Below are 21,160 nucleotides of genomic sequence, written 5' to 3'. Positions count from 1 at the left end.
CTATGTACCGGTTATTGATTGTGGATGATGAAGCGATCATTGCGAATGGCATTAAAGCAAGCATGAATTGGAATAGCGTCAGGGTTACCTCCGTCACGATAGCGAGCAATGCGAGGCAGGCCAAGGAGAAATTCATGGAGCAGCCCTTTGATATTATGATTTGCGATATTGAGATGCCGCAGGGGAACGGACTTGAGCTTTACGAATGGGTGAAAGAGCATTATCCGCAGACGGAATGTGTTTTTATTACGTGCCATGCCGATTTTGGGTATGCCAAAAAAGCGCTGCAGCTTGGCAGTTTTGAGTATTTATTAAAGCCCGTGCCCCCGGACGAATTGAAGCTTGTCATGTCGAGGCTGATCAAGAAAATCAGGGATGAGAGGGAAGCGGCCGGCAGAGAGGCGGAGAGGTTCTGGCAGGATGTGCTGAATCAGGCGATCCCCTCGAGCAGGGATAAAATGATGGAGGTTATCCGTAAGCAGAAGCTGCCTTATACCGGATCGATGGAATTTCTGCCTGTCTTGATTCCAATCTCGCATTGGGAGAAGCCGTTGTCCATCCGCGATGCGCAGCTAATGGAATACGCGCTTCGCAACGCCATGGAGGAGATTGTCGTGCTGCGCTCTCCCTATGCCCAAATCGTCCGAATCAGTCCGGAGTATTTCATGATTGTTTTCCCCTCGGAAAAGCCGGAGGACAATGAACGCTTCCGAAATGAAATTCATAGCCGCTGCATCGCTTTTATTAAAGGCTGCAATGAATATTTGGGCTGCCATCTTTCCTGTTATTTCGGGAAGCCCGTACCGGTGCATGAAGTGCGGAATATGATCGAGCAATTGATGGCTTTTAAGAAAAGCCAGGTCAATATCGTGGACCGCGTTATCTTCTATGACGGTCAAATCAAGGACGAATGCCACCAGATTCCTTTGCCTCCCATCCCCGTTTGGTCGGAGCTCATCAAGCAAGGGAAAATGAAGCAGGTCATCGATGAGGCGCAGCGTTATCTGGATGCTTGGAAGCGGATCGATAACCTAGGCGTGAAGGGACTTCAGCGCTTCTATCAAAACTTTTTGCAGATGATGTTTTATGCGCTGCAGCAGCACGGAATGCGCGCGGATGAGATCTTCCCGGACTATTTGACGCCTGCGCGGGCGCTCACCGCTACCCGAAGCGTAAACGATTTGCAGAATTGGGTGAAAGGGATGCTTGAGGCGACTCTTGATCATATAAACAAGGTTGATGCGAGCGAGACGATTATCGAGAAGATCAAACGATATATTGCCCTGAATCTCGATCAGGAGCTGTCGAGGCAATATATTGCCGATTATGTCGGGCTAAGCCCGGATTATATCGTGAAGCTGTTCAAGAAGGAGACGGGCTTATCCGTATCCGATTATATTTTGACCGAGCGGATCAAGCTTGCCAAAGAGCTGCTGGCCAAATCGGATACGACCATCAGCAACGTTGCCCTTGCGGTAGGGTTCTGCAATTTCTCTTATTTCTCCACGCTGTTCAAGAAGGAAGTATTGATGACGCCCCAGGAGTATCGGAGGGTGAAGCAGCCGGCAATCAAGGTCTGCAAGTAGACTTGCCTCATGTCGGAAACTCGAAAACAGGATGACGGATTCTTGGAAGCCCGGGCAGCATTCCTTAGGCTACTATGAAGCTATGAAGAACAATCATCCTAAAAAGAGGTGGTCAAGTCCGTGAATGCCAATACTAAAACGTCAATTGCTGCCGTGGAGCAGGTCTCGATGCGGACAAAGAAGCGTTCGGCTTTCGCAGTGAAGCTGAAGAGGATTATGAAATACCGGGCCCTCATTCTGATGGCGCTGCCAGGTCTGCTGTATCTGTTCATTAACAACTATTTGCCGATGTTTGGCATCGTGATCGCCTTCAAAGACATCAACTTTGCAAAAGGAATATTGGGAAGCGATTGGATCGGATTTAAAAACTTCGAATATCTGTTCAAGACGAAAGACGCTTATGTCATCACAAGGAATACGCTGCTGTACAACATTGTGTTTATCCTGCTGAACACGACGATCGCGTTTGCTCTCGCCATTATGCTTAACGAGATCCGCAAGCGCTTTTTATCCAGAACGTATCAGACGCTTATTTTGCTGCCGTATCTGATCTCCATGGTTATCGTGGGCTACTTGGTGCTTGGCTTCCTGGATGTCGAGAACGGCTTTATGAACAAAACCCTGCTTCCCATGCTCGGCATGGAGCCGATCTCCTGGTACTCCGAGACGAAGTATTGGCCTTGGATTCTGACCATCGTTAACGTATGGAAGGGCGTCGGCAATTTGTGCATTATCTATTTGGCGGCAATCATCGGCATTGACCAGGAATACTACGAAGCGGCTACGATCGACGGAGCGAATAGATGGCAGCAAGTCGTTAGAATCACCTTCCCGCTTGTACTGCCGGTCATCACGATCATGACGCTGCTGGCCATCGGCCGGATCTTCTATTCCGACTTCGGCTTGTTCTATCAGGTACCGCTGAATACGGGCTCGCTTATGCCGGTAACCAATACAATCGATACGTACGTATACCGCGCTTTGATTAACCTGGGGGATATCGGAATGTCGTCGGCTGCCGGTCTCTATCAGGCTCTGGTTGGCTTTATCCTCGTCATCGTTTCCAATGCGGTCGTGCGCAAATTCAACAAGGACAACGCTTTGTTCTAGAAAGGGGAAGTTTTCATGCAATCATCTGCTAGAGTTTATCAATGGCTCCTCAACCTCGTCATGCTTGTCTTTACGCTGTTCTGCCTGATGCCGATTTGGCTGCTGTTTTCTTCCTCCTTGACCGACGATATGGAGCTTGTCCGCAGCGGTTATGCTTTTTTCCCGGATAAAATCAGCTTCTCGGCCTATCAATATTTATGGAATACGTCTTCCGAGATTGCTAGAGCTTACGGCATTACGATTCTTACGACGGTAATTGGCACGGCAGCCGGCTTGTCGCTTACCGCCATGGTGGCGTACCCGCTCTCGCGAATAGAGATGCCATTCCGCAATTCTCTCGCGTTTTACGTCTTTTTCACCATGCTGTTTAACGGAGGGCTTGTGCCTACGTACCTGCTGTACACGAACTACTTTGATTTTAAAAATACGCTTCTTGCCTTGATTATCCCCGGTTTGCTGATGAACGGCTTTTTCATTATTCTGATGCGCACCTTTTTTGCGACCTCCATCCCAACGGCGATTATCGAATCGGCCTATATCGACGGGGCGAAGGAATGGAAAATCTTCTACCGGATTGTGCTGCCGCTCTCGACTCCGGTGCTGGCTACGGTTGGCCTGTTCTATGTCATTCTGTACTGGAACGACTGGTTTAACGGCCTCATTTATTTAACGGACAGCAAGTATTACAGCTTGCAGAACCTGCTTAACCGGATCCTGCTGGATATTCAATACCTGCAATCTTCAACGCAATCAGGCAATCAGGCCAGCAGTCTGTCGGCCAGAATACCGCTCGCCTCGATGCGGATGGCAATGGCGGTGATCGGAGTTGTTCCGCTGCTTGTTGCTTATCCGTTCTTCCAGAAATATTTTGCGAAAGGCCTGACGGTCGGAGCCGTAAAAGGATAACGGCTCGCCCTGAAATTTGAAAGCAGCCGGACGGAAATATGAAAGCCCGGTTCATCGGTTTCCGTTATCCTAATCCATGTAATCGCTTACAGATGAATATTTTTGGGAGGTCAATGGGATGAAAAAGATGCGTTCCGTAAGTTTGGCTTTAGCACTAACATTGTCCGTTACGGCACTCGGCGCCTGCAGCGGCGGAGGCAACAACGGCGGAAACGGCGGCACAGCTGACGGCGGTTCAGGCACGGAAGCAAGCAGCTCGAATGGAGGCGGAAAGGAAGCGCTGAAGCCGGTGAAGCTGGTCATGGTTTTTCCGGCCGCGGGGGAGCCTAAGGATTTGCAGCTTGTCTCCGACGAGATCAACAAAATTACGAAAGAGAAAATCAACGCAACGGTTAAGCTTGTTCCGATCGGCTGGGGGGCATGGACACAGCAAAGAACGTTAATGATGTCGGGCAAAGAGCAAGTAGACTTGATCCTGAGCGGCCTCGGAACCTACAGCCAGGATGTAGCGAAAGGCCAGTTCCTGGAGCTTAACGATTACTTGGAGAATGAAGGCCATGGCATTAAGGAAGCGCTGGACAACCTTGATCCGGGCTTCCTGAACGCAACGAAGATCGACGGCAAAATTTATGCCGTTCCGAGCATCAGGGATTTGGCGGCGGATTTCGGCATAACAATGCGCAAGGATTTGGTAGACAAATATAACATCGATACGACTTCGATTAAATCGCTTGACGATTTGGATGCGATTTTCAAAACGATTAAGGACAATGAACCTGGCGTTGTTCCAACGGTAAAATACGGCCAGTCGATTATCGACATTTACGTGCGAAGCGAGTTTGACACCTTAAGCGACGGGTTCGGCGTCCTTCCCGGTCATGACAATAACTTGAAGCTTGTTGACATGTACGAAGCGCCGGAATATAAAGAAATGCTGAATACGGTAAGAAGATGGTATTTGGCCGGCTACATTGCGAAGGATGCGGCGACAAGCACGGAAACGCAATACAACATGGTGAAAGCGGGTAAAGCATTCTCGTTCATTTCCCATATGAAGCCGGGTATTGAAACGCAGGAATCCAGAAATACGGCTAGAGAGATGGTATCGATACACTTCAAACCGGCGGTTTCAACGACGAGTGATATCACCTCCATTATGTGGAGTGTAGCAAGAAACTCCGCAGATCCTTCGCGGGCTATGATGCTGCTTAATCTGCTGTATACGGACAAGGATCTCATCAATCTGTTTGACTACGGGATTGAAGGGAAGCATTACACGAAAGTATCGGATAACATAATCGATTTCCCGCAGGGTGTAGACGCTACGAATTCGGGTTACAATCTTCAACTCGGATGGATGTTCGGCAATCAGTCGCTTTCCTATATCTGGAATGGAGACAGCCCAGATCTGTGGAATCAGTTAATGGATTTCAACAAGAACGCTACGAAATCAAAAGCAATGGGCTTTATCTTTAATGCCGATGCCGTGAAATCGGAAATCGCAGCGGTAACCAACGTTACGAATCAATACAAGGTCGCTCTTGAAACGGGAACGGTTGATCCGGAGACCCAGCTGCCGAAGTTTATCGATCAGTTAAAAGCAGCGGGTATCGATAAAATTATCGCGGAAAAGCAAAAGCAGCTGGATGCATGGGCTGCATCAAACGGCTAGGAGGTCCACCCGAATGAAGAACCCGATCGCTGCAACGCTTGAACAGGCAAATATTCAGTATGTAACCAATGAAGGCGGTCCAACGCTGGGGTATTGTCCGGCTTCCGGCGTAACGATCATCGAACAGGACGGTCTTAAGTTTAAGGATTTAAGCAAGGACGGACAATTGCATCCGTACGAGGATTGGAGGCTGCCTGCCGAAGAACGGGCGCGGGATCTTGCCTCCAGGATGACGATTGAGCAGATTGCCGGACTTATGCTGTACAGCAGCCATCAGAACGTGCCTTCTCCAAGCGGCGGATTTTTTACGGGAACCTACGGCGGCAAGCCATTCGAGGAAGCGGGTGTAAAGGCATGGACGCTTAGCGACCAGCAGGCAGCCTTTCTCGCGCAGGATTCCGTACGGCATGTTCTCGTCATGGCGATTAGCAGCAATCGTGATGGTGCGCTATGGAGCAACCAGATGCAGGCGTTTGCGGAAGCCGAAAGCTTGGGTATCCCGGTAAACATCAGCTCGGATCCCCGTCACGGCATCGATATGGGCGCGGAGTTTACCGGCGGAGCGGGAAGCCGCATCTCGAAATGGCCGGAGACGCTGGGGCTCGCCTCAACCTTCGACCCTAGCGTCGTCAGGCAGTTCGGGGAAGTTGCTTCCCGGGAGTATCGCGCGCTTGGCATCACGACGGCATTGTCGCCGCAAATCGATATTGCGACGGATCCGCGCTGGTTCCGGTTCAGCGGCACGTTTGGCGAGGATCCTCTTCTGTCGACGGATATGGCAAGGGCCTACGTGGACGGGTTCCAGACATCGGATGCCGAGACGGCAGACGGCTGGGGTTCGGGCAGCGTCAATGCGATGGTGAAGCATTGGCCTGGCGGCGGTTCGGGAGAAGGCGGAAGGGATGCGCATTTCGGATTTGGCAAATATGCCGTCTATCCTGGCAATAACTTTGAGGAGCATCTCGAGCCGTTTGTGAACGGAGCCTTTAAGCTGGAGGGCAAGACCGGCGAAGCATCCGCTGTAATGCCTTATTATACGATTTCACACGGACGGGATGACGTATATGGCGAGAACGTAGGCAATTCGTACAATAAGTATCTCATTACCGACCTGCTTCGCGAGAAATACGGCTATGACGGCGTTGTCTGCACGGACTGGAACATTACGGCCGACGAGGGTGCAGCTATCGAATCCATGTTTGGAGGAAAATCGTGGGGCGTAGAAGGACTTTCCGTCGCTGAACGCCATTACAAGCTTCTTATGGCCGGCGTCGACCAGTTCGGCGGCAATAACGACTCGCTGCCCGTACTGGAAGCCTACCGGATGGGCGCTCATGAACATGGAGAGGAGTATATGCGGGAGCGCTTCGAGAAGTCGGCGGTACGCCTGCTGAAGAATATTTTCCGCGTTGGCCTGTTCGAGAATCCTTACCTCGACGCGGAGCAAAGCGAGAAGCTTGTCGCAAGCGAGCCTTTCGTTAGCGCAGGCCACGAAGCGCAGCTCAAATCGGTAGTCATGGTGAAAAATAAAGATCAGGTGCTGCCGCTTAAGCCCCGCAGCCGCGTGTATATCCCAAGCCGATATACGGCGCCGGAGAAGCATTTCGTCGGGTTCACGATTCCTGAACGCAATGAATCTCCGATCGATCTTGCGCTCGCCGAAGAACATTTCGAAATCGTTGAGGATCCGGCCGATGCGGATGTTGCCATCGTGGCGATTCGCGGAGCGAGAGCGGGATTGGGTTACAGCGGGGAGGATGCGGCTGCCGGCGGCAACGGCTACGTGCCGATCAGCCTGCAATACCGGCCGTATACGGCGGAACACGCGCGCGAAACAAGTCTAGCTGGGGATGCCAGGGAACGGGATGTGCTAAACCGTTCGTACAAAGGGAAATCCGTAACGACGCATAACGAGTCCGATCTGGATCTTGTGCTGGAAACGAAGCGCAGGATGGGAGAAAAGCCGGTTATCGTCACGTTGTTCCTCGTCAATCCAACCGTAATGGAAGAGTTCGAGAGTTCCGCCGATGCGATTCTTGTTCACTTCGGTTCCAGCGACAAGGCGATGCTGGAGCTGCTGTCCGGTCAAGCGGAGCCGTCTGGCTTACTGCCGCTACAGCTGCCGGCGAATATGAGGACGGTAGAAGAGCAGTTCGAGGATGTGCCTCATGATATGGTGTGCCATGTCGATGCCGAGCAGCATGCGTATGATTTTGGCTTCGGCATGAACTGGCAAGGCGTCATCGAAGACGACCGTACCCGGAAGTACGTTAGAAAGCGCTCATAAGAGCCAGAAAACTCCCTTCAAGCTGCTATATCGCGGCCGGAAGGGAGTTTTTTTGTTAAATATTTAGAGCATCAAGCAAGGCATAAGCGACTTTCACCGCTTCGGCGCGTGTCAGGGTATCATCCGGACGGAAGCTGCCGTCCGGATAACCGCTCACGATACCAGCGGCTGTCGTTTGACTTATGGCATCTAAAGCCCAGGCCGGGATAGCCTTTGCATCGTTGAAGGCCTTGCCGGCGCCGGACGGAGCGATGCCGCCAGCCTTCAGAACGCGAGCGGCGATTACCGCGATTTCCGCGCGCGTGATCCGCTGCGAGGCGTTAAAGACGGAGCCGTCTTTCGTATCGAAGCCGGTCACATAGCCGGCATCGGCAGCCGCTTTCACTTGCGCTTTGGCCCAAGACGGAATCAGGCTGTCATCGGCGAAGCGGGTTGAACCGGATGCGGCAGGCATACTAAGCGAGTCTACCAGCAGCTTTACCCATTCTGCGCGCGTGACCGGCTGGTCCGGACGAAACGTTCCGTCTTCATAACCGGTGATCACTTTCATGCCGATCAAGCGGTCGGCGTAAGGCTTGGACCACGATGCGTTAAGATCCGGGAAGGTTTGAGGCACGTAGCCGAATACGCCGAATTTCGTGAAATGCTTAACGTCGACCGTAATGGTCGTTCCGTTAGCTTGGCCGCCGAGGAAAATCCACTTCTTCAGCTTTTCGTTATAGTAGTACACTGCGGGCTGGCTATTTGGTGCAGCCGCATTCATCGCGTAGTTAAAGGTCAATTCAACCGGCTTGCCAAACGTTGTACCGGCATTGCTTATCATCTCTATGATTGGGCTCACCGCCTTCAATTGACCAAGCGGCGGCTGCTGCTCCGAGGAGAGAACCTGCGCGCCGATTGTTCCGCTTGCAGATACGGCCCCAGCCGGTATCTTGAAGGAGATCACGTCTTTCAAGCTGCCTTCCGCGCCTTTGGCCGGATCAATGTTAACGGAAACGGATGTTGCCGGCGTGTTGCCCGGTGAAGGATTTCCGCCGCCTCCCGGAGTCGAAGTCGAAGGCATCGCTTTAATCGTAATGGCAAAGGTTTTGGAATCTGACGAATAGCCGCGCGAAGCGGTCGCTTTGAGCGTAACCGACGCGTCAGGCTGACCCGCGGCAGGACGGCTCACTTTGGCGATGCCATTTTCTATGGCGACTGCGTTTGCTTGGTCAGCCGTTTCTTCCCAGGCAATGGCTGCGCCATGCTCTCCTACGGAAGGGAGGGTGATATTCCCGGTAACCGCATCCGTATTGCCAAGCGTCAGCTTGTCGAGCGTATCCTTAACCGATTGTTCATCGCTGTACGCGGTCGTATCCACGAAGATTGGATTCGAATAGAACCACAGATCCTGATAGTTACGGTTGTTAATCTCGTTGAATCGGGCTGTAGCATCGGCGGTTGTTGTTTTTGGATCGATCAGCGGATTGCCGTCCAACGTCTCGCCCGGCACGTTCATTCCAAGATTTGTGCCTCTCAGACGGAAATACTGATCCTTGCTTGCTTTCGGCAGGTCGTAAGTGATGACGTTGTAGCCGTTTGCGTCCGTTGTCCAGTCCTCGCTGGTGAAAGTGGCAACGACTCGGGTGGAATCATTCGTATCCTTGTCGTAGGCCGGAGTTCCTTTCTCCGCCGGGCCGGTCACATCGCCTGCAATCAGGTCGATATGATCAACTGCCGGCTTCATGCTGCCGGACTGTCCGCTGTTGACCGGATTCTCGTAGTTATTCGTCTCGGGGCTTTTGAACTTAATCGTCAGCGTAAGCTTATCCCCTTCGGTTGCCTGCAGGGTTTCGCCCATTTCTGCGTTTGCGCCGCCGTCCGCAAGGCGGAAGTCCAAGGCGTTAATCAGGTCGCCAAAGACGGAGAACGATTTGCCCGAGCGCATGCCGTTCAGAATATCCTGCGTGGATTTTCCTTCGCTCCATATATAGTTTTTAGCGTATTCGCCCGGCCAGTAGCCGCTAGAGTTGGTATCGATGGTTTTGAAATGGTAGTCCGAATTCGCGAAATTCCAGAATTTGCGGCCTTCGCCAAGCAGGGAGTCCCAGACTCCTCCAACCTTCGCTACCATGTAATCGACACCGCCGTAGGAACGGTTCTTATAGTTATTGTTAGCCGTTGGATTAGCGGGATCGTACGCCGAGTTATAGCCGCCGCGGTCCGGCTCCATTTGATTGCCGAGCATGCCCTCGAAGCCAAACGCGATGTCCGGAGCGGCAGTCGCGGAAGTCCGAAATCTTGTATTTGCCTACGCCGCGTGAAGGGTGGTTGACGATCATGTAGCTGGTCTCCGGGTAGTTGCGTTTCAGCCAATTAATTGCGGTCAGGCTATCCGTATGCGTACTGTAGGCCCGGTCATCCGCGGCCTCCCACTGCAGAACATCGGCAGGGTTAAACCAGGCTGCATCGCGGTTCGTGAACAGGTATTCGAATTGATTCGCGGCTTTCAGCGCCGCTTCGGAGCCCGGTTCATCCGTGAGAATGCCAACGGAGCCGTGTTCATGCGAAGGAATATCCCATTCGAAGCCGGAAAATATCGTCTTGCCGGCATATTTGCCTGCATCCTGCAAAGCTTTTATTTTTGGAACCTGATATTGGAGCAGCCCTTTCGATAACGGAATCGGACCGCCGGGAATATCGGCGCCGGTATCGTCTCTTTTAGAGGAGCGCAAATGATCAGCCAGCATGATAAAATCGAGGCCGTAGGTTGTCAGGCCGTGATCAAGCACCGATTCGAGCGAGCTTTGGGCATCGTCGGATTCAATGGTATGGGCGTGGAATTCGCCGGTCAGCCACTGGCCTTGCGCTTGCGTGGCACCCGTATCGGCGGCCGCTGCTTTAGGAATGGGTGCAATAAGACCTGTAGACAGGATACTTACCGAGAGAACCATAGGGAATACGATTCGAGCTTGTTTGTTGAATTTCAAAACGTTATTACACCACCAGTCTGCAAATGTGTTGCCCAAAGATGAAGCAGGGGCATGATCAAGTGTACAAGCCTACCATCAAGGGGGTGTTAGGCGATGGAGTTGTTATGTTAGTTGAATGTAAAATATACTACTTGTAACTACTCTCCCAGGAGGCACTGCCATGAAGCCGATCCCTACCGTCTCTCGCGATTTGATTGAGCTGCCGCCGGCTTTTCCCATTGTCATCTCGCAGTCGGAAGGCGTCAGCCCGCTGTTTCAGCGGCTGCATTGGCATACGGCTCTGGAGATTAATTATATTAGCCGGGGAAGCGGCTACTATCTGATTAACGGTGCGAGGTATGACTTCCGGGAAGGGGATATTCTCCTCATCAACTCGAATGATCTGCATCGTGCCTTCGAGAATGAAGGGCTGGTCATGACGATCATTATGTTTGACCCGGCGTATTTTGCCTTGGAGCAGCGTTATGATACCGAGCTTCTGATCCCCTTCCGCGAGATCGGAATGCGATTCGATAACCTGCTTGACCGCGGTCATCCGATGCTGCCTCGGCTAGGTGCGGCGATAGAGGAAATGCGCAGCGAATTTACCGGCAGGGAGCCGCATTACGAAGCGGTGATCCGGTCGCAGCTCGTGCAGTTTATGGCGTTTGTCAATCGTTACTTCGCCAAGAAACAGGAGCGCCGTTCGTCCCATATCCGGGGAATGGATACGGTACGCTTAACGCTAAACACCATAGAGGCGGATATTGCCTACCCCTGGACGTTAAAAGAACTGGCAACAGCCGCGCATCTTAGTCCGTCTCGCTTCAGCGCCTTATTCGTCCAGACGGTTGGCACTTCGCCGATGGACTATCTGATTCAGCTGAGGCTGTCCGCGGCGGTTCGTCTGCTGGAGTCCTCGGACAAGAAAATTATCGAAATCGCGGAATCTACCGGATTTCGCAATTTATCGAATTTCAACAGGCTGTTCAAGCAGCATATCGGGAAGCTTCCGTCGGAGCTACGGCCCCATCGCTAATCTCAAAAACAGTAAGATTGTATCAGAACATCGTTCTTTGTCAGTAGAAGAGCGGTGTTCTTTTCTTTTATTCTCTATATATATCTTTTATAAAGCGGTAAGGGGCGTGGCTACGATGTTGTTTCTTGGAATAGATGCCGGCGGCAGCAAGACGCATGCTTTGCTTGCGGATGAGAACGGCCGCGTGCTAGGCAGAGGCAGCGGCGGCAACGGCAATCATCAGACGGCCTTTGAAGCGGCAAGAACAGAAATTGACCGGGCTTGTTCGGAGGCGCTTCGTCAGGCAGGCGTTGCCAAAGAGGAAGTCGACTTTGCCTATTTCGGCCTTGCCGGAGCGGACCGCGAACCGGATTACGCGATTCTCCGTCCGATGATCGCATCTCTGAATTTCCCACGTTACGACATTGCTTGCGATACGATGATTGGCATGCGTGCGGGTACTCATCAATCCTATGGCGCGGTGATTATAAGCGGCACGGGCTTTAACGCCGCGGCGCGTAATGCCAAGGGCGAAGAGCTGCAGTACGGCGGGTTCGGCTATTTGTTCGGAGACGGCCAAGGCTCCGGCACGGATCTGGCGATTCATGCTTTTCGCTCGGCGGTGCGTAGCTGGGAGGGACGGGAGCTCCCAACCATTCTGACGGAGCTGGTACCCCGGCAGATGGGGTATTCCTCCGTCCGGGAGATGTACGAGGATGCGCTCGATAACGGAGTTCGTCCAGCAAAGTCGCTGTCGCTAACGATGTTTGAAGCGGCCTCTCTAGGCGACAAGGTGGCCATCCGGATCCTCGAAGGGGCCGGACATGAGCACGGGAATGCCGTTAATGCCTTGATTCGAAGGCTTGGCATGGAGCAGGACAGCTTTGATGTGGTCTTAACCGGAAGCGTACTCGCCAAAGGCAGCTCCCCGCATATGGTTGACGCAATCAAAGCATCGGTTGCGGCCACGGCCCCGCATGCAAGCATCGTAAAGCTCACTATCGATCCGGTCATTGGAGCGTTAATGAGCGCGATGGACAGCAGCGGCATTACGATTTCGGCGGAGACGGATGCGGCATTGCGCCGGATCACTTTTTAAATTCTTAGAATTCTCCTGATTGAAACGCGCTGCCTCGCCTAAGGACGGCGAAGCCGTTTCACCTTGAGCCAATGCTTACGAAGCAAGAATCATCACGAACAGCCTTTACGGCCGTTTGGGTGGATCATTCTTTTAAGGAGACTATCTCATGACTATAACCAAACAAGGACTAAAGGTAGCCGTAATTGGAGGAGGCTCCTCTTATACGCCGGAGCTCGTTGAAGGCTTTATTAAACGCTATGAGGAAATGCCGATTCGCGAGCTGTGGCTTGTTGATATTGAAGAGGGGCGCCACAAGCTGGAGATTGTCGGAAAGCTGGCGCAGCGGATGGTGGAGCAGGCAGGCGTGCCCATTGATGTGCGCTTGACCTTGAACCGCCGCGAAGCGATCGCCGGAGCGGACTTTGTGACAACGCAGATGCGCGTCGGTCTTCTGGAAGCAAGACGCCGGGATGAGCATATTCCGATCAAGCATGGCGTTATCGGCCAGGAGACGACAGGTCCGGGCGGGATGTTCAAGGCGCTTCGGACGGTCCCGGTTATATTGGATATTTGCCGGGATATCGAGGAGCTTGCGCCTAATGCGTGGATGCTGAACTTTACGAATCCGGCCGGTATTGTGACGGAAGCGGTGCTGAAGCACAGCAAGGTGAAAACGGTCGGGCTATGCAACTCGCCGATCAACTTCCAGAAGTATCTCGCCAAGCAATACGGCGTCTCGGAGCGCGAAGTGCTGCCGGAGTTTGCGGGCATCAACCATCTGCACTGGATTACGTCCGCCTACGTGAACGGCGAAGACAAACTGCCGGAGATGATTGGCGGGGGAAAAGACTACTCCGCTACGAATGTTACCGCCTTTGATTGGGATCCGGATTTCCTGAGCTCGCTTGGCGCGCTTCCGACGTATTATCTGCGATACTTCTACATGACCGATACGATGTACGCCGAGATGAAGGAGTCTATGGAGAAAGACGGCACGCGTGCCGATGTCGTCAGCCGGGTGGAGGAAGAGCTGTTCGAGCTGTACAAAGACGTAAATCTGAAGGAAAAGCCGAAGCAGCTGGAGAAGCGGGGCGGAGCCTTTTATTCCGAAGCGGCTGTAAATTTGATGCACTCCCTCTACACGGACCGCAGAGACATCCAGACGCTGAACGTCCGCAATGGCGGAATCATCGATTTCCTGCCGCAGGATGCGAGCATCGAGGTGAACTGCGTGGTGACCGCGCAAGGTCCGATTCCATTGCCGCTGCAGCGGGTTCCGGAGCAGATCAAGGGTCTGCTTCACGCGGTAAAAACTTACGAATCGCTTACCATCGAAGCCGCGGTTACGGGAGACCGCGGGGTTGCGCTCCAGGCCATGGCGCATCATCCCCTGGTGCCAAGCGTTTCCGTCGCCAAAATCCTGCTTGGCGAAATGCTGGAAGCGAACAAGAAGTACCTGCCAAGTTTTTTTAAAGCTTAAACGATCATTCAAAAGCCGCATTCCTGCGGCTTTTTTGTTTGCACAATTGTCCATCACACCCCATCAATCGCTCATGGATGTAACTTTATGCCAGAACCGGGACGAATGAACTACCAGTATTTCGGTAAAAGACGAATGTTAGCTTTTTAAATTGAGACGAACGTTCGTAAAAATTCATTGACAAGCTGCAGGTTACTTATTATATTAATTTACGGATAACAACTAATTTAATAATAACTTTTCGTATAATCTCAAGAATTGGCTTGAGAGTCTCTACTCGATCACCGTAAATGATCAGGCTACGAAACAGTGGAAGAGTTGCCGCGCATTGTTATTCCATTTTAATGGAATGACATTGACTCGGTCCGCGGTATACTTTTCCCCTTTTTGCAGAGCCTAGGAGATAAATGCGTATTTGCGCATCTTTCCTAGGCTTTGTTGCTTGTACACATTTTTGGGGGGTTAATGGGAAAATGGAACGGTTCTTTAAGTTCAAGGAACATGGTACAAACTTCAGAACGGAAATTATGGCGGGTCTGACTACCTTCATGACGATGGCTTACATCCTGGCAGTCAATCCGATCATCCTGACGCCAACGGGTCTCGACTGGACGGCAGTATTCCTGGCAACGGCAATTGCGGCAGGCATTTTCACGATTGCAATGGGCTTGTTCGTTAACTTCCCGGTCGCTTTGGCGCCTGGCATGGGCCTTAACGCTTACTTCGCTTCAACCGTTATTGCTTCGCAGGCTACTGACAAGCCAATCTCGGTTGCTATGGGTCTGACAGCGGTATTTATTTCGGGTATTATCTTTATCATCCTGACGCTGACGCAAATCCGTCAAATGCTGATTACGGCCGTACCGGACAGCTTGAAGCATGCGATTACGGTTGGTATCGGTTTGTTTATTACCATTGTAGGCTTGAAAGGCAGCGGCCTGATGACGGTTGCCGTAACAGCCTTTGGCGATATTAAAGCAAATGCTTATACGGATGTTTCCGGTTCGGAAACGGTTATCCATATCGGCAGCTTCGCAAACGAAACGGTTATTATGACCGTAGTTGCCCTGTTCATTATCGGTATTCTGATGGTTATGCGAGTACCGGGCGCCATTCTGTGGGGGATCCTCGGCACTACCGTGCTTTCGATCATCCTTGGTCAAGTTGATTTCAAGAAAACCTTTACGAATCAAACGTGGGTGCCTGACTTCTCCACGATGAACATCGGTCACTTCGACTTCCCTGGCGTATTCGAAGTTGGTATCGTAACGGTCGTCCTGACATTCACATTCGTTGAACTGTTTGATACATTCGGAACGCTGGTTGGTACAGCGAACCGTGCAGGCTTTATGAAAGATCCGGTTGAAGGCAAAAAACGCGTTGGTAAAGCGATGTTTGTTGACGCCGTGGCCGTAAGCGGCGGAGCGCTGCTTGGCACAAGCACGGTAACGGCTTTCGTGGAAAGCTCGGCTGGCGTTGCGCAAGGCGGACGTACAGGTCTGACTTCGATCACTACAGGCGTATGCTTCTTGCTCGCAATCTTCCTGTCGCCGGTCGTTGCACTGGTTCCTGCGGCTGCAACTAACGCAGCATTGATCATCGTTGGCGTATTGATGCTTCAATCGGTGAAGGAAATCGACTTCTCCGATATGGTATACGCGATTCCTTCGTTCCTGACGCTGGCGCTTATGCCGTTCACTTACAGCATCGCTAACGGTATCTCGTTTGGTATCGTATCGTACGTTGTTCTGGCGACAGTCGCGAACGTATCGAACAAAGGCAAATACAAAGTTCACTGGCTCATGTGGATCCTGGCTATTCTTATCATTGGCCGCTACGTGATCATGGGAACCGAATAGTATTATATATAGAAGAAACAAAAAAGCAGCGCTGGACCGGCGCTGCTTTTTTGTTTTCTGCTGCCCGGAGCGAAACGGCGTCAAGGGGTGGCAACGTTATACGCCTTGCTCTATAAAGCAAGCGGCGGGAAAGTTCATTAATAGTGAAGCTATCTGCCGTAAAAAGTACTGTACCCAGGCGGAAAGCTGGATTAATGAGCTTCTCCGCCTTATTCGCACGGTGAGCCTCATAAATAGTGATGCTTGGCCTTACTGTTGTCCAGCGGTTGTCCTGCTGCGGAGCACTATAGAGCGGAAAGCCTCATAAATAATGAGTCTAGGCTCATTATTGCATCCATTTGCTAGGCTGCGGGGGGGCAAAAAGAGACCACCCTCATCATTGTAAGAGCGGTCTCTAGTTTATTGCGTTTAAATGGCAGTTGCCGACAACAAAATGCCGACAAACAAAGAAGTCCAGGCTTTATTGAACCCGGACTTCTTTGTTTGCCTCTAATTATTTAAAAAATAAAAAGTGCGTGGGGAGCTTTCTAAGCTGCCCGTCGGAAGGCTTGTTAATAACGCGTCCGTTCCAGATCAGCGACGAGGAGCCGCCGCCGTCCAGGTTGTAGCCGTCAACGGCGCCGAACCGCTGCAGCAGAATTTGCATCTCGGCCAGCGTTGCGCCGGAGCTCCCGCCTTCGTTGCGGCCGTCCGCTACGAGGATAAGCAGCTGCCCGTCCTTGTAGTTTGCAATAACGGTGCGGGGCGCACGCGTTGGACTGCTCTGCCACTTGCTTGGTATCGTTGTAGGATTACCGTTCTTCAGAAGCACGGGAACAAACGACGCGCCAAATTTGACGTTTAGGTTATCCAGCTGCTGCTTGCTTGTAAATTTGCCGCCAACGAGCTTGTTGCTGGCGTTTAGGCCAACAAAGAACAGATCGGCACGGGTTGGCTCGAAGCCTTCTACATAGTCGCCGTTCAGAATGGTTGTGCTGAGCGGGTACCGCTTGCCACCGCCATCGGCAAAGCCGCCGGCATTCACGCCGGCCACGGCGCCGTAACGCTGTACGGCAGCCAGCGTTGTTTCGGCACCGCCTACCTTATCGTTGCCGAGTACCATTTTCATCGCGTCACCTGATTTGAGCTTGATCTTCAGCGCATAGCTTTGGAAGTTGTCGGCTCTTATGTAGAATAATTGCGCGGTCAGCTTGTCCGAGCTGATCGTCCCCGAAGGTGATCCAAGCCGTCCGGTAATGATCCTGTCGTAAATCACTAACGGGCGGTTAGCCTGGGCGGTTGCCGTATTGACGATCTGTTTCATATCGGCGTTTGTCTGGTTATACAGCTTTAGCTGCTTTTTGATGGAGGCGCTTGTCGCTGCAGCCGTCTGATGGGCCTGGTCGAGTCCGCTGGCGACAGATTTCGCATGGTCTTCGGCAGTTTCTTGCTGAGTGTTAGCCTCCGGGATAAGGTTGTCCGGAAGGACGATGGAAATATTCGTGACCATAAGCCATAACAGCATCGCGACAAACGGTGTGCAGGCCAGCAGCATCGTTCGGTTCAGTGCTCGGATGGATAACGTCATTTGAGCACATCCAGATTTTTTTGCAGTTCGTTCAGCTTCTTTTTCACTTCGTTTAATTGCGTGTAAAGCTTATTGCTGTTATCGGTTTTGACATCAGCATTATCCTTCGTGAAGGTGAGCAGCTCGTTGAGGGCCTCTACCTTGGATTCCAATTGCGACAGCTCTTCTTTATAGCCGGTTTCCACTTTGGCAATCCGGTCATCGTATTGCTTTTGCATCTCGGCAATTTGCGCGGCTGTCTGGCGTGCCACGTCGGCAGCAATCTGCTTCCGGACATGTTCGCTGTATAGCTTCGCACCGGTAATGCCGGCGGCAATCAGAATAACCCATACACATACAAAGATGACGAAAGCGCGCTGCTTGGTAGCCTTGCGAGATTTCGTTTCGTAAGAAGCATTTGTTTCTAAAGCGGTATTGCTCATGGGCGTTCACCTCGTTTTCCGTTAATGGGGAAGTGAACGGACTGCAAAAACAGCATTTAAGCTAGTCTATCATGTTAGACGAACGAACGATGCCCAAGGTTAAGGCTGTCACTACATTGTAACAAAGATTGCTAGGGAAAGAGCCAATCATTTTGTGGGAATTGAAGGATAAGGTATAATAATAACAATTACGCGTAGTTCACGCTTTCGAAGCATGAATTATCACAATTGGCTTTAAAAATTTGCAATTCGGGTGAAAATTCATTAAGCGTATGCTTACGAAGCAAGAATTGCTTCGCAATTCTTTTTAGGAGGTAATCGAAACATGACCGCAGCTGTAGAACAAGCCATGTTCGCCGGAGGATGCTTCTGGTGCATGGTATCGCCGTTTGAAGAAACACCGGGTATTTTGTCCGTTGTATCGGGTTATTCCGGAGGCCATAAAGCAAATCCAACGTACGAAGAAGTGTGTTCCGAAACAACCGGACATGCGGAAGTTGTTCATATTACGTTTGATCCGTCGATTTATTCCTATGAGAAGCTGCTGGACGTGTTCTGGCATCAGATTGATCCGACCGATGCGGGCGGCCAATTCCATGACCGCGGGGAATCCTACCGGACGGCTATCTTCTATTATAATGAAGAGCAGCGCCAGAAGGCGGAGGCTTCCAAGGCGGCTTTGGCGGCAAGCGGCAGATTCGACAAGCCGATTGTCACAGCCATTGAGCCGGCTAAGGAGTTTTACCCGGCGGAAGACTATCATCAAGGGTATCACCGGACGAATCCGTTCCGTTATAAAATGTACCGCAAAGGCTCCGGCCGCGATGCTTTCATCAATAAGCATTGGACGGTTAAGAAAGACGAAGGCGAGCTCCGCTCCCGCCTTACTCCGCTGCAATATGAAGTAACGCAGAACAATGCGACGGAGCGTCCTTTCACGGGCGAGTTTTGGGATCACAAGGAAGAGGGCCTGTATGTCGACATCGTCTCGGGCGAGCCGCTCTTCACCTCCCGCGAGAAATACGATTCCGGATGCGGCTGGCCTAGCTTTACCAAGCCTGTGAAGGAAGCGGCGATTACCGAGGTGCTCGATACCAGCCACTTCATGGTTCGCACCGAGGTGCGCAGCAAAGAAGGCGATTCCCATCTGGGCCATGTATTTGACGACGGTCCGGGACCAAACGGACTTCGCTACTGCATTAACTCCGCTTCGCTCCGGTTTATCCCGGTAGCGGATCTGGAGAAGGAAGGGTATGGCGAGTACGTCAACTACTTTAAAATATAAGGAAGTATAAGTTTACTCTATACTATGCTTATATTTCATCCGCGAAACGTAAGCTGCTCCTCCTAAGGACGGCGCAGCGGTTTTCACTTGAATAAACGATTGGGGGAGAAACCATGAATATGGAAGAAGCGATTCGAACGAGACGCTCCATTGGGCGCGTCAAGCAAGATCCGGTTGATCGTAATCTAATTGAGAAGGTGCTGGAAGCCGCAACCTGGGCGCCAAGCCACCATAATACGCAGCCTTGGAGATTTATCGTGATGACGGGCGACGGCCGCGCCAAGCTTGGCGAAGGTTATGCGCGCGTGGCGCTTGCAACGCTTGGGGCAGGGGAAAGCCCCGAGCTGGAAGAGCGTCTCCGCAAGGAGCGCGTCAAAGCCTACCGTTCGCCGGTTGTGATTGCGGTTGTCTGCTCGCCGTCCGCTGATCCGCGGGCCACGCTGGTAGAGGAAATTGCCGCATCGCATACAGCAGTTCAGAATTTGCTGCTTGCCGCGCACGCGAACGGGTTGGGCGCAATCTGGCGTTCCGGCGACCCGATGTACCATCCGCTTATGAACGATACGTTTGGTCTGGCTCAGAACGAGCAGATCGTGGCGCTGGTTTACATGGGTTACCCGGATATGACTCCGCCGGAACCAAAGCGTACGCCGGCGTCGGAAAAAACAACCTGGCTTGAATCTTAATCTTAAGAAAACCAAGGCGCCCGCAAGGGCGCTTTTTTTGTTGCCCAATTGGGAAATATAAACACGGACAAGACGTAACAAATTTTTCAACGCGAATACTTTATTTATAATTAATTTAGTGATAAAATATTTAGAGTTAATGAAATAGCTTTGGGCAATATACTGCACTAACCTGAAAGGAGTGAGGGAATGACAAATGCCAGCGAAGAGCTGATTAATCTTATTGGCCAGTTCCGGTTGTTTCTGAAGAATGTCACGAACGAGTGGAGCAGGAAGACGATGGTCGGCATGAACGCGACGCAGTTCAAGCTGTTATACACGCTTCATTCATCCGGTCCCCTGAAAGTATCGGAGCTTGCCGATTTGCTTGGATTGACATCCGGCGCTATCACAGGAATTGCCGACAAGCTGCTGGCGGAAGGCTTGATCAGCCGCGAACGGACAACGGATGACCGGAGAGTGGTCATGATCGCTTTGACTCAAGCAGGCGATCAGCTCGTAAACCGGGTGATGGAGTGTCACGAAGAAATTTTTTCTTCTTTTTTCGACGGACTTCCGGAAGAAGATATTCAGCATTTGAGAAGAATTTTCTCGAAGCTGACGGCCAATATGGATGAAGCCAAGCTGGAAAAATAATTTTGCATGGACGGATTGACTGATTCATGAAAAAGATATATATTAGTAAATGCTTTGCCAATAATTTATTTAGTATTAAAATATTGAATGCTAATGGATTATCGGTTCAAGCAATCGGCGGGAAAGGAGAGAGGCAATGACGAATGCCAATGAAGAGCTGATTGGTTTTATGGGACAATTCAAGACGTTCCTGAAAAACGTAAACAACGAATGGAGCCGGAAAACCATGACGGGCATGAACTATACCCAGTTCAAGCTGCTGTTTACCCTCCATACATCGGGCTCCCTCAAGGTTTCCGAACTTGCCGATATTCTCGGACTGACCCCCGGTGCTATTACGGGTATCGCCGATAAGCTGGTGGCGGAAGATTTGATCAGCCGCGAGAGGGCAAATGACGACCGCAGGGTCGTATACATTGAATTAACGGCTAAGGGCAAGGAGGTCGTTGACGACATACTCGAGTCGCAGAAAGAGACATTTTCCTCCTTTTTCAATGTATTGCCTGAAGAAGATATTCAGCATCTGAGGAGAATTTTTACCCAGCTGCTTGCGAATATGGATAACAAATAGCATTTAGCTTGAATCACACAAACATAGAAAGAGGAGAGAAAGA

General features: G+C 51.5%; 17 protein-coding genes and 1 riboswitch. Of the genes, 13 read left to right on the top strand and 4 right to left on the bottom strand.

Features of this window, described 5'->3' with window-relative positions:
- The first annotated feature begins 2 nt into the window (after positions 1-2).
- The 5 genes from WFK81_RS23570 (at position 3) to WFK81_RS23550 (ending at position 7,561) form a co-directional block, all read left to right on the top strand.
- Complete coding sequence (locus WFK81_RS23570; RefSeq protein ID WP_336788971.1) at positions 3-1,586, top strand: response regulator transcription factor; 1,584 nt, start codon at positions 3-5, stop codon at positions 1,584-1,586.
- 168 nt (positions 1,587-1,754) lie between these two features.
- Positions 1,755-2,696 carry an ABC transporter permease gene (locus WFK81_RS23565; protein ID WP_336789002.1) on the top strand — a complete coding sequence of 314 codons (942 nt, stop codon included), beginning with the start codon at positions 1,755-1,757 and terminating at the stop codon, positions 2,694-2,696.
- A gap of 15 nt (positions 2,697-2,711) precedes the next feature.
- Positions 2,712-3,602, top strand: coding sequence for a carbohydrate ABC transporter permease (locus tag WFK81_RS23560; RefSeq protein ID WP_336788970.1), 891 nt, complete (start codon positions 2,712-2,714; stop codon positions 3,600-3,602).
- Between the two features lie 118 nt (positions 3,603-3,720).
- Positions 3,721-5,274, top strand: a complete 1,554-nt coding sequence (locus WFK81_RS23555) for an ABC transporter substrate-binding protein (protein WP_336788968.1) — start codon at positions 3,721-3,723, stop codon at positions 5,272-5,274.
- Between the two features lie 13 nt (positions 5,275-5,287).
- A complete protein-coding gene (locus WFK81_RS23550; RefSeq protein ID WP_336788966.1) occupies positions 5,288-7,561 on the top strand; it encodes a glycoside hydrolase family 3 protein in 2,274 nt (757 codons plus the stop codon).
- A gap of 55 nt (positions 7,562-7,616) precedes the next feature.
- On the opposite strand, the gene WFK81_RS23545 is transcribed toward WFK81_RS23550, so the two are convergent.
- Positions 7,617-9,788: an S-layer homology domain-containing protein gene (locus WFK81_RS23545; RefSeq protein ID WP_336788964.1), complete on the bottom strand. Its 2,172-nt coding sequence runs from the start codon at positions 9,786-9,788 to the stop codon at positions 7,617-7,619.
- Positions 9,748-10,530, bottom strand: coding sequence for a hypothetical protein (locus WFK81_RS23540; protein WP_336788962.1), 783 nt, complete (start codon positions 10,528-10,530; stop codon positions 9,748-9,750). Before WFK81_RS23540 ends, WFK81_RS23545 begins: the two co-directional genes overlap by 41 nt.
- Positions 10,531-10,693: 163 nt before the next feature.
- Here WFK81_RS23540 and WFK81_RS23535 point away from each other — a divergent pair, with 163 nt between their 5' ends.
- The 4 genes from WFK81_RS23535 (at position 10,694) to WFK81_RS23520 (ending at position 15,950) form a co-directional block, all read left to right on the top strand.
- Positions 10,694-11,551, top strand: a complete 858-nt coding sequence (locus tag WFK81_RS23535) for an AraC family transcriptional regulator (RefSeq protein WP_336788960.1) — start codon at positions 10,694-10,696, stop codon at positions 11,549-11,551.
- 115 nt (positions 11,552-11,666) lie between these two features.
- The gene (locus WFK81_RS23530; protein WP_336788959.1) at positions 11,667-12,629 is read left to right on the top strand and encodes an N-acetylglucosamine kinase; all 963 of its coding nucleotides are present in this window, start codon (positions 11,667-11,669) and stop codon (positions 12,627-12,629) included.
- A gap of 148 nt (positions 12,630-12,777) precedes the next feature.
- On the top strand, positions 12,778-14,091 hold the full coding sequence (locus WFK81_RS23525) for a 6-phospho-beta-glucosidase (RefSeq protein WP_336788957.1): 1,314 nt from the start codon (positions 12,778-12,780) through the stop codon (positions 14,089-14,091).
- Positions 14,092-14,312: 221 nt separating this feature from the next.
- A riboswitch (purine riboswitch) is annotated at positions 14,313-14,413 on the top strand.
- A gap of 151 nt (positions 14,414-14,564) precedes the next feature.
- Positions 14,565-15,950 carry an NCS2 family permease gene (locus WFK81_RS23520; protein ID WP_336788955.1) on the top strand — a complete coding sequence of 462 codons (1,386 nt, stop codon included), beginning with the start codon at positions 14,565-14,567 and terminating at the stop codon, positions 15,948-15,950.
- A gap of 493 nt (positions 15,951-16,443) precedes the next feature.
- Here WFK81_RS23520 and WFK81_RS23515 read toward each other — a convergent pair whose 3' ends face one another.
- Together WFK81_RS23515 and WFK81_RS23510 are read right to left on the bottom strand one after the other, a co-directional pair.
- Positions 16,444-17,517 carry a phosphodiester glycosidase family protein gene (locus WFK81_RS23515; protein ID WP_336788953.1) on the bottom strand — a complete coding sequence of 358 codons (1,074 nt, stop codon included), beginning with the start codon at positions 17,515-17,517 and terminating at the stop codon, positions 16,444-16,446.
- On the bottom strand, positions 17,514-17,939 hold the full coding sequence (locus tag WFK81_RS23510; protein WP_336788952.1) for a hypothetical protein: 426 nt from the start codon (positions 17,937-17,939) through the stop codon (positions 17,514-17,516). The genes WFK81_RS23515 and WFK81_RS23510 overlap by 4 nt, the downstream gene beginning before the upstream one ends.
- 325 nt (positions 17,940-18,264) lie before the next feature.
- Here WFK81_RS23510 and msrB point away from each other — a divergent pair, with 325 nt between their 5' ends.
- The 4 genes from msrB to WFK81_RS23490 all read left to right on the top strand — a co-directional run bounded on the left by msrB (position 18,265) and on the right by WFK81_RS23490 (position 21,117).
- Entirely contained in the window at positions 18,265-19,224 is a 960-nt protein-coding gene (gene msrB / locus WFK81_RS23505) for a peptide-methionine (R)-S-oxide reductase MsrB (protein ID WP_336788950.1), read from the top strand.
- A 113-nt stretch (positions 19,225-19,337) separates the two neighbouring features.
- Positions 19,338-19,910, top strand: coding sequence for a nitroreductase family protein (locus WFK81_RS23500; protein ID WP_336788948.1), 573 nt, complete (start codon positions 19,338-19,340; stop codon positions 19,908-19,910).
- Between the two features lie 189 nt (positions 19,911-20,099).
- On the top strand, positions 20,100-20,546 hold the full coding sequence (locus tag WFK81_RS23495; RefSeq protein ID WP_336788946.1) for a MarR family winged helix-turn-helix transcriptional regulator: 447 nt from the start codon (positions 20,100-20,102) through the stop codon (positions 20,544-20,546).
- A gap of 136 nt (positions 20,547-20,682) precedes the next feature.
- Positions 20,683-21,117, top strand: a complete 435-nt coding sequence (locus tag WFK81_RS23490; protein WP_336788944.1) for a MarR family winged helix-turn-helix transcriptional regulator — start codon at positions 20,683-20,685, stop codon at positions 21,115-21,117.
- Positions 21,118-21,160 lie beyond the last annotated feature (43 nt).

It is taken from the genome of Paenibacillus sp. MMO-177 (genome assembly GCF_037147795.1).
GTDB lineage: Bacteria > Bacillota > Bacilli > Paenibacillales > Paenibacillaceae > Pristimantibacillus.
This window is presented reverse-complemented; position numbering and strand designations above follow the sequence as displayed.